Raw genomic sequence first — 20,011 nt, 5'->3', positions numbered from 1 at the left:
ACAGGTAATTTTTAAACGATAAACAACATAGTGATTACATAATCCTATACAATTTCACAATTTAGCTTTATCAAATATAAATTTGTTAAATAATAATTAAACAGAATTTAAAATGATGCAAGAACCAATTGTAGAAGCAAAAAACGTAGACGTTAACATTGACCCTAGTGGTTTCAGTATTGAGAACCTAACAGGCTATGCCCTAGAATATGGAGTACCTTTATTGAAGGCCATACTGATTTATATCATAGGTGCATTTATCATTAAAAAACTTGTTAAAGTAATTAATAAGTTAATGGATAAAAGGGATTATGATTTAACCCTTAAAAAGTTTCTCACTAATCTAGTGAAATGGGTGCTTACTATTCTACTTATTGTTACAGTTGCTGGCACATTGGGTATAGAAACGGCTAGTTTTGCTGCCATACTTGCTGCAGCTGGTCTTGCAATAGGTTTAGCGTTACAAGGTTCTTTATCAAATTTTGCAGGTGGAGTACTTATTCTCATCTTTAAGCCCTACAAAATTGGTGATTTAATAGAAGCGCAAGGTGAACTAGGTGCTGTAAAAGAAATTGATATTTTAGTTACTAAATTAATAACACCAGCAAATAAACTAGCAATTATCCCTAACGGTCCCATGGCAAATGGAAATATAGTTAACTATACCGCCGAAGGAAAAATGAGAGTTGATACCACTGTAGGAATAGGATATGGTGAAAATATGAAACAAGCCAAAGAAGCTCTTCTTTCTATGTTAGAATCTAATCCTAAGGTACTAAAAGATCCTGCGCCATCTGTTAATGTTAGTGAACTCGCAGACAGTTCAGTAAATCTTGCGGTAAGACCTTACTGTAAGCCAGAAGACTATTGGGACGTTTATTTCTGGACTATTGAAAATACAAAATTAACTCTAGATAAAGAGAAAATAGAAATTCCTTATCCTCATGCAGTAGAAATTCAGAAAGAAGCTTAAACCATACTTTTATCAACTAAAGGCCTCAATGTAAATTGGGGCTTTTTTTATGGTTACGCTTTCGCGAAAGCGTAAAACATCATCACTCCTTTAACAATTTACTAAATGTTTGTAATGTTCTAGGTATTATCTTAGGGCAAAATTATCAATTATGAAACAAAGTTTTCTTTTAATGCTATTCGTCAGTATGTTTACTGCGGCACAACTACCTAGCGCACAGCAACAAGATTTATACAAAATTATTGATGAAGTAAGTGCTGATAGAATTGAAAAAGACGTAAAAAAGTTAGCGGGATTTGGTACCAGAAATACATTTTCAGACACAGTATCTAATACACGCGGTATAGGTGCTGCGAGAAGATGGATCAAGGCAGAGTTTGATAAAATATCTAAAGAATGTGGTAATTGTCTCGAGGTTTTTTATCAAAAAGACTTTGTATCTACTGACATGGGAACCCGTATTCCTAAAGATGCTTGGGTCGTAAATGTTGTGGCTATCCAGCGCGGCACATCTAATCCTAATGATATGGTCATGATGAGTGGCGATATAGATTCTAGAGCTAGCGATACAATGGATTTTACAACAGATGCTCCTGGCGCAAATGATAACGCAAGTGGTATGGCTGGTACTCTAGAAGCTGCAAGAGTTTTAAGCAAGCGCAAATTTAAAAACAGTATAGTCTATGTAGGATTAAGTGGTGAGGAACAAGGCCTTTTTGGCGGTAAAGGACTTGCTGAATATGCCAAGAAGAAAGAATGGAATGTCATAGGTTTTTTAAATAATGATATGATAGGAAATATTAAAGGTGTAGATGGAGTCATTGACAACAGAGAGTTCAGAATATTCTCAGAACCTACAGATCCTACTGAGACTGAACGCGAGCGCAATGGACGCAGGTTCTATGGTGGTGAAGTAGATGGTATTTCTAGACAACTAGCCCGTTACATATACAAATCTGTAAAAAAATATATGCCTGAGATGAAACCTATGATGGTATATAGATTAGATCGTTTTGGTCGCGGTGGACATCACAGGCCATTTGCAGATTTAGGTTTTCCAGGCATACGTATCATGGAGGCACATGAAAATTATACACAGCAACATCAAGATATTAGAACAGAGAATGGAATAAACTACGGTGATGTAGTTGAGCACGTAAACTTTCCGTATGCTAGAAAATTAACAGCTGTAAATGCTATTAATCTGGCACAATTAGCATGGGCTCCTACCCGACCTATAAATGTAAAAATAGGTGGGATTGTAGAAGCTGATGTGAAATTAAAATGGGATCCAGTTAAAGATGCTGTAGGGTATAAAATCTACTGGCGTGATACAACCAGTCCTACATGGGATAATTCTCGATATATAGGTAATATTACTGAGTATACACTAAGAGAAATAGTAATAGATAATTCGTTTTTTGGAGTTGCAGCCGTAGGTGAAAATGGAATAGAAAGTATGGTCAGTTTCCCTAGCGGTGTTTTTAGATAGTTTAAAATAATTAAATAATAGAAAAGCCTGTTCGTATTGAACAGGCTTTTTCTATTCTTACTTGTTTGTTGGTTGAAAAAACAGTTACTTTAAAAGTTGTTATAATAAATACCCTATATGGGGTATGTTATATAATACCTGATTTCACCATATTTAACTAACCTTAAAACCATTCCTTATGAAATTTAAATTATCAATATTATGTGCTTTAATTATAATTATGACTTCCTGTAAAGATGAAGTGAAAGAAGATAATAAAGCGGTCGATACTGAACTTAAAAATGAAACATCTAGCGCTGTTGAACAAGAAATGTATGCTTACTGCGAAATATTAGAATCTGAAATACAATTAGCTAGTACAGATATGGAAACCTATCATATAGCAGAAACAGGTATCAATAGTAATGTAGGTTTAAGTGCCATGATATACATGGATGTCAATACAATGGTCATCTCTCAAATCGATTTTGAATCTAAAAATGACTTCAAAAATGTTAAAACAGCTACTTTTAAAGATATAGAGGGAGATTATGTTTTAGAAATTGTATTACATAAAGCACCTGGAGATGGTGATGTTTTAACATCGATAAAATCACCTGTTCTTAATGACTTAAAACCTAAAAAGAGTTTTAAAACCATTATCGATATTAATGAAGAAGGACTACAGTGTGAAAAGGATAGTATGCTCATTTTCATACCTCTTAAAAAAGGTCATTCATTTAAAAGACCTAGTTTGAGTAGTGGGAACTAGATTTTTTCTATATATAAGCTTGATTTTGTGCTTTACTCAGATAGGGAATTCCCAATCTACCCAATTAGAGTCGTTAGCAAAGTTAAATGCTGCATCTAATTTTGTAGAGTCAAAAGAACTAATAAAAACCATGGATACTCTTGCTTTTTCAAATACTGAAAAGGCAAGATATTATTATGAAAATGCTATAATAGAATCTAATACATCGTCTGATTTAATACGTTCATATAAACTATTACTGAAAGCCAAAAAAAAGGTTCCTGCAGACTCTCTACAGCTTAGGTTTAAGATTAACGATGAGCTTATCTATACTTATCTTTCTACTATTGAAAACGCGCTACCATTTGAAGATTTAGTCCAAGAAAATTGTGATATTGCCCATCTCACACAAGATGCTAAAATGCTAGTCAATTGTGACTTTTATTATATATATAATGAAGATTATGAAACCATTGCTAGTATAAAGCGATCCATAAAGAGGTTACATCATTCTAAATACATCGCTAAAGAAAATGATTTAATAGAAATGGTTAAAAGCATTGAATTAAATCTAGGAATTGTACACGACCTCGCTAACAATAAAGACTCTGCTTTATATTATTTTAATTCATTAATCCCTTATTATGAACAGCAAAAAGATTTTGAAACTCTTAAAGATTTATACAATAGTAAAGCACAAACTTTAAAGCAATCCAAAAGATATGATGAAGCGATAATTTACTACAACAAAGCTTTAAACGACTACTACCCTATTGATAATCAAGAGAAAATGGTGATGGTAACTAGAAACCTAGCCGAGACATATTATCTTAATAAAAATTATGAAGAAAGTGCTACGTTATATCGTGATAAAATAAAAATATCAGATTCTTTAAAAACTATCGCCTCGGCAAGGTCTTTAGAAGAACTAGAAGTAAAATATCAAACTTCACAAAAAGAAAAAGAAAACCTAGAACTTAAAGCTGATAAAGAAAAACAACGTTCTCAAATTATTGCATTGTCTGGTGGAACTATAATTTTATTCTTGGGAGGATTATTTTTCTACAACAATCAGCGCAAGAAAAAATTACTGGCTCAAAAAGAACAAGAACTTGAAAAAGGTCGTGCAGATACTATTCTTAAAAATCAAGAATTAGCTACCATTGATGCTATGATAACTGGACAAGAAAAAGAACGTAAAAAATTAGCCGAAGAACTCCATGATGATTTAGGTAGCACATTAACCACTGTTAGACTATACTTTGAAAATCTAAAAGAACAATTCAGTGAAGAAAAATCACAAGTAGTTTTTAATAGAACAGAGAATCTACTGGATGAAGCCTATGAAAAAATACGACTAATGTCTCATACAAGAAATAGTGGTATTATGGCCAGTAAGGGATTGATTCCTGCATTAGAATCGCTAGCACAAAAAATTTCTCAAGGTGGAAAAGTGAAAGTAGAAGTTTTACATCACGGTCTGGATCAATCCTTAGAAAATAGCTTAGAACTTACTATCTTTAGAATATTACAAGAGTTATTAAGTAATATAATTAAACATGCAAACGCGACAAATGCCGTAATTAGCCTTACGGCATACGAAGACAGCATTAATATTATGGTTGAAGATGATGGTATAGGTTTTCAAGCAGATACAAAATCTAAAGCTTCTGGTATAGGTTTACTTAATATAGAAAAGAGAATAGAAGGTTTAGATGGCTCCATGGAAATCGATTCTCATATTAATCATGGTACAACTGTTAATCTAGATATTCCCTTACAATGATACGATTACTAATAGCCGAAGATCATCAATCGCTCATCGATGGTCTCTTACTTCTATTTAATAATGACCAAGATATTGAGGTCGTAGGTACAGCAAAAGATGGTAAGGAACTTCTTGAGAAATTAAAATATAAGAAGCCCGACATTCTACTAACTGATATTAGTATGCCGCGAATGAACGGCGTAGAATTATGCAAAAAAGCATTATCAGTTCAACCCGATATGAAAGTCATAGCCTTTTCAATGTTTAACGATGAAGAAGCCATACGTGAAATGATCAAAGCTGGCGCTTATGGGTATATATTAAAAACCAGTAATTTGCAAGAAGTTAAAACAGCAATCATTAAAGCTAGTAAGGGACAACGCTACTTTGATGCTTCTATTAATTTACAAGAGATTGAACGCAGTGAGACCTCAAATAATAATACGATACTATCTCCTAGTGAAAGCAAAATTTTAAAACTTATCGCACAAGGAAAAACATCATCAGAAATAGCTGAAATTAGATTTACTGCTGTCAGTACCATAATAAAGCACCGCAAAAACATAATACAGAAGTTAGGATTACAAGGTAAAGGAGAATTATTAAGATATGCTTTACAAAAGCATCAACATTACAAGTGATTCACAATTGTTAATCCAATTTCAGCTTTTACCTTTAAATTAGAATAAATATACCCGTTAAAGGGTATTTCATTAAATCATAAACTACTCTAAATTTGAATTGTTAAATAAAAATTGAATAGGAATTTAATTCCTTTTACAATAATTTTAGGGGGAAGGAAGTCCTGATAAGACTTTCTCATTTACGGTCGGAATTCTTTTCCGACCGTTTTTTTTATGCATAATCGTATATTTGAGAAAATAAATTTCCCTAAATGAAAGTCCTTAAATATCTCTTTCTCTTCTTACTAGTCATTTTCATAGGTGCGGCTGTATATTTTTCATTACAAGACGGTACTTATTACATCACAGAAAAGAAAACGATAAAAGCTCCTCCAGAATTGATATATGAAGAAATATCAGATTTTAAAAACTGGAATCATTGGAATCCATGGACTAATTCTACTGATGTAACTAATACGTTAGGTGAAATAACAACAGGTATTAATGGAAACTATAGTTTTAAAGATGAATACGGTAATGGTTCTATGACAATTACTTCTTTAGAACCCAACAAAAGTATAGAGTCAAAAATGGAATATCATACTAGTATTTCTGATTCAAAAAGTGTCGTAACAATGACATTAAATCCAGTACCTGAAGGGACAGAAGTAGTATGGAATATTAAAGGTGAAGATGGCCTCAAAAATAAGGTTATGAATTTTATTTTTGGATTAGATTTAGAAGAAGAAATTAGACCTATGTATAAAAAAGGGCTTAATAATATAGAAGAGTATTTATTAATTGAAATGAAAAAATACGAAATCAGTAATCCTGGTTTAGTAGATTATGGTGGTGGTTATATTCTTTATAAAACTACTTCAACTACCATGGATCAATTTTCTGATGAAATGGCAGTAATGTTACAAGATATCATGAAGTACATGACTGAAGAAAAAATATCTATGTATGGTATGCCTATGAGTATTTATGAAAAGTTTGACTACAACAATAATAGTGTCATATTTTCAGCTGCTGTACCTGTAAGGGATCGGGTAATTCCTGCAAGTGACGCACCTGTTTTATGTACTTATATAGAGCCTACAAGAGCTGTAAAAGTAACTTTAAAAGGTACCTATGATCATTTACAAGAAGCCTGGGAAAAAGGCCAGCTGTTTATGGCACAACAAGGATATATATCTGGTTTACAAGCACCATTTGAAATCTACAAAACAGATCCTGCATTAACTCCTAATCCAGCAGATAATGTAACAGAGATTTACTTACCCGTTCTAGAAAATGATTAAACAACTTTTACTTGTTTTTATTGGTGGTGGCTTAGGTTGTGTCATAAGATTTCTTTTTTCCGTATGGATGAATACAGATCAAATCAAATGGTTACCTACGATTATGGCAAACGTTTTAGGCTGTTTTTTATTAGGATTATTTCTATCATTTTCTCATAAAAATATTTTAGACAGTCATGGCTATATTTTATTAGGTATCGGTTTTTGTGGTGGTTTAACTACCTTTTCTACCTTTTCTGTAGATCTCTTTAAACTTACTAATGAGACTAATTATACTGGCGCCTTGTTATATTTATTTTTAACAATCATATTAGGATACATTGCAGTTTACTGTGCATACCATCTAGGAAAACAAATTGCCTAACAAATGAAGATAACTATAGCTTTTTTGTGCATCATAACGTTACTTTCATGTCAGCAAAACCAGAAATCTATCAGTGATGACACCGTAAGCATAAAAAGTCAAACTCCTACTCTACTTCCAGATGCCTATAATGTAGGCTTTTTAGTAATGGATGGAACATATAATACAGAACTGACAGCACCATTTGATATATTTCAACATACTCGCTTTCGCGAAAGCGTAAAAGCGATGAACACATTTACCGTAGCCCAGTCTACAAAAATGATTACGACATTTGAAGGTTTGCAATTGCAACCAGATTATAGTTTTGAAAATGCACCACATATTGATATCCTTGTTGTACCAAGTGCAGAGCATCATCTAGACAGTGATTTAGAGAACAAAGAATTAATAAATTGGGTTGAAAAAATAGGGAACAAAGCGATTTATATAACTTCCCATTGTGATGGTGCATTTATTCTTGCTCAAGCAGGTTTACTTGATAATGTGGTATCAACCACTTTCCCTAGTGATATCCATATGATGAGAGACAGATTTCCCAGCTTAGACATCAGAGAAAATGTATGGTTTGTACATGATGGTAAGGTTATTACCAGTGCTGGTGGTGCGCGCTCCTTTGAGGCTGCTATGTACTTATGTGATTTATTGTATGGCCCAGTGGTAACAAATGATCTTGCCGGTGGATTAGTGCTAGAATATAATCTCTCAAATTATCCACATCTAATAATAGATCGAGATAAAGATAATTAATCTGCTAGCTCGTCTCCTGCATTGTCAATCATGTTTGGTAAGTCTACCAGACTTTCAATTCCAGATTTTTTCATCTGTTTTTTTACTTTTTTCCAGTCATCTTCAGATGGTTCATTAGGTTGTTGCTGCGATGCTAGATCGGGCTCAAAAGTTAAAACCGCCCAAGAAGGAAAGTGATCGCTATCAAAATTGACACCAGTACCAGCATCTTTTAGTCTAAATTCTGGAGATATAAGGATGTGGTCAAGCGACCATCGCATTAAAGGATATTGAGCATGATAAGTATTATAAAAACCTCTACCTATTCTTAAGTCTAAAAGCTTCCCTATCGTTTTAGTAAGTTGTGTGCTAGCAGACCAGGCTACATCATTAAAATCACCTAAAACAATCACAGGTAAGTCTGATTTATAGCTTGCCATAGCCGTTAAAATCAATTCCTTATCTCGATCTGTACTCATAGGGTTATGCTGTGGCATGGGTGGTGTAGGATGAATCGCGTATAACTGAAATAGATGACCATTTCTCATCATCACTTTAGCCTCTATGGAAGGTATATTAGGATCTACTTTAAATTTAATTTTAGTATCCTTTAGCGCCATCTTTGAATAAACCAACATACCATAGGTATTATCTTGCGGTTGTTCAACCTTATAGGGATAATCCTTTCCTATTTGTTTATTAATCGCTGTACTCCAGCGTTGATTAGTTTCTGTAAAAACGATTAAATCAGGTTGTTTCTCTTTAATTTCTTGAAAGAGGTTATCGCCATTTTTGTTTTTTTGTAAAACATTAGCAGTGTAAATAGCAATTGTAGAATCATTATTTACATGAGCAGAACTGTCTTTAACCTCTACATCCACAAATGGTGTGTAATCTATAAATTTTACAAATTGAAAAATAAAACAACCTATTAAGATGCTTATATAGGCATAGTCATTTACCCATTTAGGCTTAAACGTAAAGAAATAAAGTAATATGGCTATTAGTGTAAATGCGGTAAGTTGTAAGTGTGGAAAATCAAAGATGCGTATCCACCAATAATCTGCAGCTATAAGAGGTAATAAACTTAATAATGCAGCAATTAAGCCTAAAACCTGAAAAATTTTCCTCCACATAAACCTTTATTTTTAAAGATAACTAGTTTATATCTTTAACAGTTAAATGTTGAGGAAAATTTAAGGTAATTTGTTAAATTTTAAGATTTACTTAAAATTGATTGCGATTAAAATCATCATTTCCTATTCCTTTAGGATTAGGTCCCCATTGATTAGCACCATGTTTACTGTCCTCAACGCAAAATATAAGTAGAATAATACCACCTATAAAAGGAATAAGTCCCATAAAATAAAACCAACCACTACGACCAGTATCATGTAATCGTCTTACAATAACAGCTAGTGATGGTATGATAGTAGCTAGAACATATAATAACATAAGAATTCCAAATGGAATTGCTATCACCTCATTCTCTGTAGCTGCTCCTATAATCATAGGTACATACAAGATTATAAATACAATAAAATTAAATAATTGCCAGTACCAGTATTCTGATCTTCTTGCACGACCTGTAAAATCAGTATATTTATTAAAAACCGATTTTACTGCTTCCATCATGGTCATTCCATTGGATTCTGGCATAAATGGTTCTCTCTCACGACGTGAGCGTACTTCTGTGTTTTGGGGTTGGTTATTGGTTTCCATATGTTAAATTTAAGCAAGCAATTTAAGCACTTATTTTATTAAAAATAATAATGAATTGTAAGATTTTTTTGATTACGCTTTCGCGAAAGCGTTACCTAACCTGACTTTTTTAAAACGGATAACCTATGGCAAAATTAAATACTGGGTTTTCTACATCAAAATTCCATCGATCACCAGATGGCATAGATGGATCATGCCATGGTGCAGCGAGATCAAAACGTATCACAAATCCCTGTACATCAACACGCATTCCTAGTCCTGCTCCTATCCCTAATTCGTTATAGAAATTACTAGAAAAATTACCACCAGGTAATCCATTACCAGCTGTGCTCCATACATTACCAGCATCGATAAACAAAGCTCCTTTAAAATAGCTATAGATAGGGAAACGATATTCAATGTTTGCTTCTAATCGAACATTACCTGATTGATCAAAGAAGGAACGATCGTCATCATCCGCTGGACTATAAACACCTGGACCTAATGATCTCGTTCTAAAAGCACGAACGCTATAAGCGCCACCTGAAGAGTATTGTTTACTAAATGGCAACACATCGCTATTACCATAGGGTAAGCCATAACCAGCAAAAAATCGGGTGGCGATACGAGAATCTTTATTCAATAAATAGTGAAATCTAAAGTCTACATCTGCCTTTGCATATTGTGCATATTCTAGTCCTAGAAATTCATTCTTTCCTTCATCATTTTCTTTGCTTAATAAGCTGATGCTATTACCAGCTATGTCTAGAGTGCTATTCACATAAAACAAAGCCTTCTTACGCTCGTCAATAAGCTCGTTATAAGTAAATGAATAAGTTAATCCAGAAATGAATTGCTGCTCAAAACTGTTTTGTAAAAAGGTATTCTCATCTAGTATTTCTTCAAATTCTGTAGACGTATTCAACAGATTTACATAGTTAATAGAAATAGGATTGAACTCGTGTGTTACATATCGATTTGCTTGCCAAGTATAACCAAAACTACCTGAAAAGGTGAGTAAGCTATATAGTTGACTTCTATTTAAAATAGTTGCGCTTAGACTGGTTTTGGTCTTAGGAATTGCATATTCGAAATAATCACTATCCACGTTAATAGGTGCTAACATGCGTGGAAAGATTAAATCTGCTCCTAGACTAAACTCTGTACTGGTCTGACCAGCATCACTATTACCAGCAACTTGCACTTCATAGGTACCGGTAGCTTTTATATTAAGAACTTCTCCACCTTTAAAAAGATTGCGGTTAGAAAATGTAAGTCCTAAACTAGGTCCTGTGAAATCATTAGATTTAGTGACCGCTTGTAATTCTGCTCTTAGGGCTCTTTTATTTAAGGGAGAAAGATAGATGTTTGCCTCTAGGTAGTTAAGGCTATCATTAGATTCTTGTAACTCTTTATATTCAATATTCACAAATTTATATGCTCCTATAGAGCCTAAGCGTCTACTAGTAGACCTAGATTTAGATGGATTATATAAATCTCCTGGTTCTAATAAAATAAATGGGTCTAATCGATCTGGTCTAAAAAAATCCGATTCTTGTAAATAATCCTTACCTGCATAACGCACACTATCCATAACAGTAGAATCATTACCAGTAACGTTGTATGGGTAAACCTTTACAGCTTTTATTTGATAGGGTTTTATAGCCTTAGTAGGTACATCTTTTTTGAGTTTAAGAAATAAATCAAACCTTCTATTATCATACTGATTAGTATCTGCTTGAAATATTAAAAACCCAGAATTAAAATTATAATAGCCTTTACCTTTCAGGTTGCTATCTATACGCTCTCGCTCTTGTGTTAAGGCCGACAGATCAAAGCGTAATCCTGGTTTAATTGGAGAGTCTTTTAGTTGATTTTCTAGAACTTTATAAAATGGTATAGAATCATTATCAACCTGATAGGTTTTTAATCTATACGGATTAGGTAAAGTTACTTCATAGGTCACATTAGCTTCCTTTTGCTTTTCATTTTCAATTGTTTTTGAAGTTATATTACTGAAGAAAAAACCTCTATTTTCTAATCTATTGCGCAATAGATCCTTTGTTGCCTCTTGTTCTACATCAGATAAATAGACAGGCTTCTCTCCTATCTTTCTATTCATAAATCGCGCTATAAAGCCGCCACTATCCCTTTTAACCTTATAATAGTAATGCAAGCCTGGTCTCATTCCTAAAAAAGTACTATTAGGTTGCGGCGATATAGTGAGATCTAATTGAGCTTTTAACGCAGCGACATCTTTTACATCTGTTAGTGAATCTAGTTTGATATCCACATAGGTCTCATTGAGAAGCAATTCATCTTCGGGCACATACTTTTTTACAGCACAAGATGTTATGATTAAGAATAAACTCAAGGTTATTAGACTGCGTATATAATTGTTTGCTTTCAATAGTCTGATTTACTTGTTATCTGATTCTGTTGATTTTTCGTCTTCTTGCCGCTCTTCTTCTTCCTCTTTGCGAGCCTTTTGATTTTCTTCAAGGACCGTTTTAGCAAATAAGTTTTTAAACTCATTAAACTCTTTAGTAAATATCAATGATATACCACTAACAATCAACTGACCATCGATGACATTATCATACTGATTCCTACGGAAACCTTTTAGACGCCATTGACCAGTTTGAGAAAGTAAGTACTCAATACTTACATTACCTATCACTGGAGTTTCTTCACCTTCTTGTGCAGATCCTTGAATATCGACCTCACTACCTACACTTACCACTAGACGATCATTGAGTAATTTTTTACTAGCTGTTACATCTAGTTGTGTACGTTCTTGTGTACTTGTACCTTGATAATCTGTATAGCTATCTACACCAAAACTAAAGTCGATACCAGTCTTACCTAGTAATTTACCTCCATATTGATTTAATTGATCACTCAAGGCTTGGTTTAAATTGTCTCTGGCAATAGTTGCTGTACCACCATTGCTTCCATCTGTTCCAGAAGTAGGGAAAAAGCGATTAAGTACTAGAAGAGAAAAAACTTGTTTATTCAATTCTTGATCTTGATTATTAAGTTGTTGTAGTCTACCATAGACCTGTCCACCTACAGCACCTTGTTCATCATTAGGTAGGTCTATTTTAAAACTGATCTCTGGTTGCATTAATTCACCATCCACATTTAAATACACTAAGAAAGGTAATTGCTGACGGAAACTGTTTTTAGTACTTAAATCTGCACCACTAGTTTGACTAGCCATTAAAGCACTAGCACTGGTCTCTACCTTATAAATAGCACTTACATCTAAATTTGCATCAAATGGATCTCCAGACCATGTAATGCTTCCACCTTTAGCAAGATCAAATCGTCTAGAGACAATTTCATAAAGGTTAAGTTGATAATAGCCATTATCGATTTCATATCGTCCTGTTAGCGTCATTCTGCCATTAGGCGTCATTCTGTATCTAAGATCACCACTACCAGCCACTTGTAAATTATCACCGGTGCTAGGATCAATGATGATTTTCAATTTTGCATCGTCTCTAATTTTAAAATCGGCTGTAATATCAAATCCGGTAAGTGTTGCTGATGCCTCTTCAGTCTGAGTTAAAATTGCATCTGGATTTTGTTTATTGACAAACTGGACAATACCATCACGTTGCACTACATCTAATTCAGTTGCAGGAACGACATAGGTTACATCTGTCACATCCTTAATGGTTAAGTCTAGATTAATAACTGGAATAGTAAGATTACCCGTTATAGATGCATTTGCGTCAAAGGTAGCTCTACCATAGTAAAGATCATTATCTTTTGCAGTACTGTTCAAGGCTGTAAAATCCTTGGCTTTCAATTTTAAATCAAATGTTGGTACTAAAATATTCTCAGTTCCAATACTTCCATTTAATGTAAAAATATCTCCTTGAGCATCTGCAATACGCAACTTATTTAAAGTAATGCCAGCATTATCTATTGCTATTTTTTCATCTTTTAAAGTAAAATTTGTGTCAAGCATTGCTACATTAATACTAGCATTATTAAATCTAAGTTCACCACTATAATTGGGATCTATAGTAGTTCCTGTGACTTTAAACTTTCCGTTTAGAGAACCACTACCGTCTTTAAAGAAATCGTCTGATAGACCTGCTATTGTGGATACATTAACTTGATTAATATTTAAATCTAGATTAAGATTTGCTGCTGTATCTGTTGCTTCATAATCACCTTTAAGTTCAAAATCTACATTTGCTCCTTTAATAGCAAGATTCATATCATATCTTGACCCATCTAATGATTTTGCATCTAGGTTTAATTGACCCAAAGGAACTTCCAATGCATGTAAATCTTTAATCTGCAAGTCTGCTAGAATACCAGTAGCGCCATAAATATCATCTAAAATAAATTTACCATTTACAATTCCTGTTGCTAGTTTTTCATCAGAATTTAAATAACTTAATAACCCTTGGAGTCTAAAATTATCTAGTAAAAGAGCTAGGTGATCATTATCAGTATCAGGTAGGTCACTTCTTAATTCTATGCTTTGATTTCCATTAGTTAATTTAAAATCTTTAAATAAAAATTGCCGTTCACCTACCGCTATTTCATTAGAATCTGGTATGAACCATGGCTGCTTATTGAGAATAAGATCATCAATCGATAAATTAAAAATTAGGTTTTCAATTCCGTCGATATCACGCTTTCGCGAAAGCGTGCTCGCAAAATGAATTAATCTTTCTTCATCATCATAAGAAGTGAAATCAATGTTCAGTTTATTCTCTGCAACGATACCTGTCAAAGCTGTGCGCTTAATATTTATAGGTCCTGCAGCAATATTTTTAAATCCTAGTTGAAATTGTAAATTTTGAGCGTCAGACTGAGATGATATGACTAAACTATCAATCTCACTGTCTGCATATTTGACGTAATCTACTTTAATATCACTATCTAATTTGCGCTCTTTTTCGTTAAAATCCACTGCAATATTGATCGTGTCTAAAGATTGTAACCGTGGTAAAATAACATCGCGCAAAATAGGTGCTGGTCTTACATTACCATTAATTTTCATCACTACAGGCTGTATGGTGTCCATTTGTTGACTAGTCGTCAGGTATCTGTCTATGTGTCTTTGCAGTGCTGTAGCTATATTTTGTGGACCTGTATTAGATCTTAATTCTAGATCTAACATTTTATTTTTAATATCTAAAGAGGTAGAGTCTGCAGTTACAAATGCATCCATATTCAACTGACCTAATAAATACGATTGTTCATCAAAGACCGCGATTCCATCATCTACAGTAGTTTTAATTTGATAATCAGTACCATTTCCAGCATAAGACATATCTATCTTACCAGCTGCTTTTACATTTTGAGAGGTAATACCAAAAGCTCTTAAATCAATACCTATAACATCTACAGCAGCATCAACAATAGTAAGCTGTTGATCTAATTTAAAGTTTGAGGCTAAAGCTATATTTACATTATCATCCTTGAATTTTGAAGTAATTATCCCAGATCCATTATTCATACTTCCTTTAATCGGGATATTAGTTAATGGGTAGTTGTTGTAGGCAAAACTAGTTATGGTACCATCCATACTAGCATCTAGATCTTCAACGTTAGAACCACTACCACTAGTTTGTAGTTGTAAGCTTAAGTTTCCCAATTCTGGCATAGAAAGCATTTTAGACAGTTCTAATTCCTCTATATCTACTGTTGATTCAAATTGGATTTTTGAACCATTATTAAAATTCCCATCAATTGTCATGAAACCATAGCTGGTTGTTAGATCTGCTTTTCCTTTTATTTTATTGACATTACCAGATAAATTTGCTATTAACTGTGCTTTTTGTGGCAAAGTAATCCCTAGATCTTTTTCATTTATAAAAGGCAGCAGTGAAGTTCTATAGGCACTAACATTAATATTAGGAAACTCAAAGGTTAATCGGTTCACATCTGTTACATGTGTTAAAGTTCCATTTGCAGTTGCTGAGTTCTGTCCCCAATTTATATTAAAGCCATCAACTTGTAAATTATCAGTACTACCACTTACTATTATTCGTCCCGTTAAAGGTTGTTTAGCTATTTGCCTAACATAACTGTTACTCGCTAAATCGGGCTGAAAACGATATAGATCTTTTAAATCTAATTTATAGACAGGTATACTCGCATTTAATTTTAATAACTCTGGATGATTAACCAGCTGATTAATGCCTTGATAACCTAAAGCTATAGAACCGTTTATAGCGCTATTATTGATCTGACCGTTCAATTTTTCAATATTAAAATTTTTATCAGTTAATTGAATAACACCAGATAGCTGTTTAACATCAATCCCAGAGTGTTCTCTAAGAGATATCTGATCTAGCACTACGCTAGCCTTTTGATTTGCAAGATTAAAATCGTGCAGTTCAATATTTATTTTAGTTAATAAAAGAGCATCTGGTGATAGTTGAACAGAAGAAAGTGGAGCATCATTTAATCGATACAAGAAATTATTTTCATTGAAACTTAAGTGATCCAGCTTGATATTGAAATCTGGCCATTCTATTACTATAGGTTCACTAGTTGTTGTGGTCACTACAGTAGATTCATCTTCTATTAAGAGCTCAACTGTACTGCTATGTAATTTAAATTTACTGATTTCGTACTGATTGTTTTGAACGTCAGCCATAGGAATAGAAGATTCTAGCGTCCCAATGTTTGTACGCAGCGCAATACCGTCTGGCTCAGAATTATAGTTGAGTTTTACGTTTGTTAGATTTATATTATTTGCCTTTAATAAAGGTAACTGAGAATCATTTGCATCATCAGTAATGGCCTCAGCTAGATTTGTATCTTGATTAGGAAAATGATCTTTTTCTGCTTTTGCCAGTGAAGTAACGACATCTTGTTCATAATTGATAACCGCATTTTTTAATGAAAGATTTTCGACATCAACAATCATTTGTTCAAGATCCAATTCATTCATTTCCAGTACAAGTTCATCAAATAATGCGGTAGCATCCATCTCACCTACTTGATCCTTGTAAACGACATCAAAATTAGTAAGACGGAACTCACCTATATGAAGATTTAAAGGTTGACTAGCGGTTGTATCAGGTGCTGTAGCAAAGGCATCCATTAAAAATTGATAATTAAACCCTTTTATGGAGTCCTGTCTGATTACTCTAGCAGTAAGTCCATCCCATTCAAGGTAATCAATATCGATACCTGTACCATTAATAAGCGGCCATAGCGCTAAATCTGCCTCTAGACTATGAGAATAAATAAGTGTGTCATTCTTAAAATCGCCCAGATATAATCCATCAATTTGAACATTGCCATCAAAGGTTACAAATGCGCGTTCTAATTTTACCTCAGTACCAGTTTTATCTTGAACATAATCTATGGCCTGACCTACGATAATATTTTGACCCCATGGACTGCGTATAAAAAGAAGAAGTAAAAAGAGAAAAATAAGGATGCCTAACATGGTACGTCCAAATCTGCGCAGCCATCTGTATGGTGATTTTATAGAAGTTTGTGATTTTTGTTTTTGCACCTATTTTTCGGAATATAACCTTAAGTTCTTAACAGAGTGCAAATTGATAAAAGTTCAATGATTTAACATAATTAGCCACGGTAAATTTCTGTTAAGAATGTATAATCAGACAAATAATTAGCCCAAAAACGTTTTAATAGAAATAGATATAATAAACGTAAAGGTATTTGATCTACGCTTTCGCGAAAGCATAAATAAAAATACTTACTACATTAATATTAAGCCTTTTTAGTAGGACGTTCTCCTAGATCATATTTAAATCCAAGACCTATGACCTGTCGTATTTGAAAACCTCTAGTTGTGTTATCATCATATATCGCCTGAAATTCAAAGTTACCACTGATATATTTATTTACCTTTAAAAAAAGATTGAGGTTATAATCTATATCAATATTTTCTGGATCTGCTAGATAGTCACTATAGAGACTAAGTATGTTTTCCATATGAATGTTTTGAGCAACCTCAAATTTTGTATAACCACGGAAAGACGCGCCTACTTCCCATCTCGCTGTTTTATTAGCCTCTACTCCAAAAAACGGTGTATAATCATCCACAGCAACTGGATCATTCATATCAACATCTGTAAAGTTAGATGAAACGGTGATTAACCTAGTAGTAGCAGGTGCAATGTTAAAATTGAAGTTTTTAGATTTTTTCCATAAAAATCCCAGTCCTAATTGAAAATATGATGGTGAAAATCCGCCTGAGGTCTCGCGTCGCTTTTGAATAGGTCTGGTAACGCCATCATCACCTGTTTCTTCTTCTGTAAAGAATTCATATCCAGAAATAAATTGCGATCTAAAATTAAAAATCGTACTATAATTCCAGTAGCTTTGATTAATTTGATTTCCTAGTATACTATTCAATTCTAGACGATCTGTAGTCTTGCGCAAGTAGCGTTGATCTTTTACTTGAGAAAGTCCAAAATCACTAATCAGTTTAGTATCCCACGATAACTTCTTACGCTTATATTGTATGTCATAACTGATCCCTAGGTTACCTGATACATTAGTAACACCACCACCTTGCCAGTCGTCATTAAAAGCACTTTGATTAAATAAAAAACTAACTCTTCCCCAGGATGCCCAATTAGTAGTTTTGACCTCAGGAATACTATCTTGAGCAGTAGCTAGAGAACTTATGGATAGAAAGAGAAGGGATAATAAAATAGACTTCAAACTATAATTTTAAGGGTAAAAAACAAATATATTAATCCTATATTCTTAAGCATACCATCATTAATATTTTAAGTTTTCTTTAAGTTTTATAAAACATGTTTTGCTACAATCAAAATATAAAAAAAGCATCTTCTTAACGAGAGGCTCTTCAAAGTTAAATAAAGACTGTAAGTTATTCAACAATCAACTTCTCTACCTTTTGCCCTACTTCACTTTTAATAGTAACAAAGTAAATTCCTGAGCTTAAGTTCTCTAATGAGATTTGTTGTTCTATTGTGTTTCCTGTAAAGTTAGTTTGCGATAGCATTCTTCCATTAATGTCTAAAATCGTTGCACTTACTAAATGGTTTGAAGCACTTAAGTTGATGAAGCTACTTGCAGGGTTAGGAAACATATGAATTACTAAAGAAGAATTATCTGTACCACTTGCTGTGGCTTGAGATGGAAGAATTAGATTAGGTAAACCTGTACGGCTTGTTGTTCCTGGAGCTAGCATTATGGCATTATCCGTGTAATTTGCTCCTTGACCTAAAATATCCGGGTTTTGAATTGCTCCTAAACTCGCTTGACAGTTTTTTGCAGCATAAATTTTACCATCTTGAGCTAGCTGTAAATCTCCATGCCTTACGTTATTGAGTATTGAATTGTTTAACACGATTGGATTTGCTTCCCAACCTGCTGGCATTGATAAATCGTATTGAAGTACTGCTCGTTGGTTAGCAGTATTACAATCTAAACCCGATGTATCAGTGTTACCATTGATATATAATAAACTTGAGTCTGGCGAAAATTCAGCACCATAAAATCTGCTATAAATACTATTTGTAGATAATCTTATTGGGTTTGTTACCATACCTGTATTTATATTAAAATCAAATAAAGCTGCTTTAAATCCATCAGTTAAAATTAATTTAGTACCATCTTTAGATATTTTTAAAATACCATCTTGTCCTGATAATAAATAATTTGGAACAGAAGTAAAATTACTAGTTACTCTTGTAGTAGTGTCGATTATTCCATTTTGGATTTTAATCGAGTAAATGCGTAATGTTGGATAATCAAAATAAGTAGTTACCACCCAATTTGAATTGCCATTCGAATTTATAAAAGCAGTTACCTTTTCCTGAGTAGCAAATTGTACATTATGATTATAATTCTGAATAGGTATAATATCACCTAAACCATTATCTAAGCTCATATCCACTATTTGATAATCTAATGCTGGGCCTGGCACCAAATCCGACCAAAACGTTCTTAAAATAAAATAAGTATTTGTAGAACTTGGATCTTTTACAATCAACTGCTGACTATAAGTATCAGTTGAACCATAACTTGGAGAGTTGCTCATAAGAACATGATTTCTATTCCAAACTAACCTGCCATTTGTATAGAAAAGCAAGTTACCATTAGAATCACTCACTGTACTACAGCCTGCAACGGTACTCATAGCACTATTACTTAATGCTGTTGGTGGAGAAGTTGAAAAATCTAATCCAGCATTTTCTCCAAAATACCAAAAATTGCCTTCGTTTTGAGCGAATATTGAAAACCCTGAAAACAGAAATGTTATTAGTATTAATCTTCTCATAATCAAATATTTCCTACAATTAAAGAAGATTATTTGAATTGAGATTGTTTGAACTTA

The 20,011-nt window shown here is 33.3% G+C and carries 14 protein-coding genes; 8 read left to right on the top strand and 6 right to left on the bottom strand.

The genetic code is table 11. From position 1 onward, the window contains the following. Positions 1 to 112: 112 nt before the first annotated feature. From BST92_RS12775 to BST92_RS12740, 8 genes are all read left to right on the top strand, one after another. Positions 113 to 973 (top strand): mechanosensitive ion channel family protein, encoded by an 861-nt coding sequence (locus BST92_RS12775; protein WP_105071801.1) that lies wholly within the window; start codon positions 113 to 115, stop codon positions 971 to 973. A 151-nt stretch (positions 974 to 1,124) separates the two neighbouring features. After that, on the top strand, positions 1,125 to 2,465 hold the full coding sequence (locus tag BST92_RS12770) for a M28 family peptidase (protein WP_105071800.1): 1,341 nt from the start codon (positions 1,125 to 1,127) through the stop codon (positions 2,463 to 2,465). A 220-nt stretch (positions 2,466 to 2,685) separates the two neighbouring features. After that, positions 2,686 to 3,216: a hypothetical protein gene (locus BST92_RS12765; RefSeq protein WP_105071799.1), complete on the top strand. Its 531-nt coding sequence runs from the start codon at positions 2,686 to 2,688 to the stop codon at positions 3,214 to 3,216. Then, entirely contained in the window at positions 3,206 to 4,981 is a 1,776-nt protein-coding gene (locus tag BST92_RS12760; RefSeq protein ID WP_146105161.1) for an ATP-binding protein, read from the top strand. The genes BST92_RS12765 and BST92_RS12760 overlap by 11 nt, the downstream gene beginning before the upstream one ends. Further along, entirely contained in the window at positions 4,978 to 5,604 is a 627-nt protein-coding gene (locus tag BST92_RS12755; RefSeq protein ID WP_105071797.1) for a response regulator transcription factor, read from the top strand. Before BST92_RS12760 ends, BST92_RS12755 begins: the two co-directional genes overlap by 4 nt. 254 nt (positions 5,605 to 5,858) lie before the next feature. Continuing rightward, positions 5,859 to 6,890, top strand: coding sequence for an SRPBCC family protein (locus BST92_RS12750; RefSeq protein ID WP_105071796.1), 1,032 nt, complete (start codon positions 5,859 to 5,861; stop codon positions 6,888 to 6,890). Beyond that, positions 6,883 to 7,254, top strand: a complete 372-nt coding sequence (gene crcB, locus BST92_RS12745) for a fluoride efflux transporter CrcB (protein WP_105071795.1) — start codon at positions 6,883 to 6,885, stop codon at positions 7,252 to 7,254. The genes BST92_RS12750 and crcB overlap by 8 nt, the downstream gene beginning before the upstream one ends. A 3-nt stretch (positions 7,255 to 7,257) precedes the next feature. Further along, complete coding sequence (locus BST92_RS12740; RefSeq protein ID WP_105071794.1) at positions 7,258 to 8,004, top strand: DJ-1/PfpI family protein; 747 nt, start codon at positions 7,258 to 7,260, stop codon at positions 8,002 to 8,004. Here the strand turns inward: BST92_RS12740 and BST92_RS12735 are convergent. From BST92_RS12735 to BST92_RS12710, 6 genes are all read right to left on the bottom strand, one after another. Further along, a complete protein-coding gene (locus tag BST92_RS12735; RefSeq protein ID WP_105071793.1) occupies positions 8,001 to 9,119 on the bottom strand; it encodes an endonuclease/exonuclease/phosphatase family protein in 1,119 nt (372 codons plus the stop codon). The genes BST92_RS12740 and BST92_RS12735 overlap by 4 nt on opposite strands. A 91-nt stretch (positions 9,120 to 9,210) precedes the next feature. After that, on the bottom strand, positions 9,211 to 9,705 hold the full coding sequence (locus tag BST92_RS12730; RefSeq protein ID WP_245910937.1) for a DUF805 domain-containing protein: 495 nt from the start codon (positions 9,703 to 9,705) through the stop codon (positions 9,211 to 9,213). A 109-nt stretch (positions 9,706 to 9,814) separates the two neighbouring features. Continuing rightward, on the bottom strand, positions 9,815 to 12,094 hold the full coding sequence (tamL, locus tag BST92_RS12725) for a translocation and assembly module lipoprotein TamL (RefSeq protein ID WP_105071792.1): 2,280 nt from the start codon (positions 12,092 to 12,094) through the stop codon (positions 9,815 to 9,817). Positions 12,095 to 12,103: 9 nt separating this feature from the next. Continuing rightward, on the bottom strand, positions 12,104 to 17,188 hold the full coding sequence (locus tag BST92_RS12720) for a translocation/assembly module TamB domain-containing protein (protein WP_245910935.1): 5,085 nt from the start codon (positions 17,186 to 17,188) through the stop codon (positions 12,104 to 12,106). Between the two features lie 218 nt (positions 17,189 to 17,406). Next, complete coding sequence (locus tag BST92_RS12715) at positions 17,407 to 18,366, bottom strand: DUF3078 domain-containing protein (RefSeq protein WP_105071791.1); 960 nt, start codon at positions 18,364 to 18,366, stop codon at positions 17,407 to 17,409. Between the two features lie 172 nt (positions 18,367 to 18,538). After that, on the bottom strand, positions 18,539 to 19,954 hold the full coding sequence (locus BST92_RS12710) for a T9SS type A sorting domain-containing protein (RefSeq protein WP_105071790.1): 1,416 nt from the start codon (positions 19,952 to 19,954) through the stop codon (positions 18,539 to 18,541). Positions 19,955 to 20,011: the final 57 nt, after the last annotated feature.

The sequence above is a fragment of the Nonlabens arenilitoris genome (genome assembly GCF_002954765.1).
GTDB lineage: Bacteria > Bacteroidota > Bacteroidia > Flavobacteriales > Flavobacteriaceae > Nonlabens > Nonlabens arenilitoris.
Note: the sequence above shows the minus strand (reverse complement) of the source record. Positions and strands in the feature narration are given on the sequence as shown.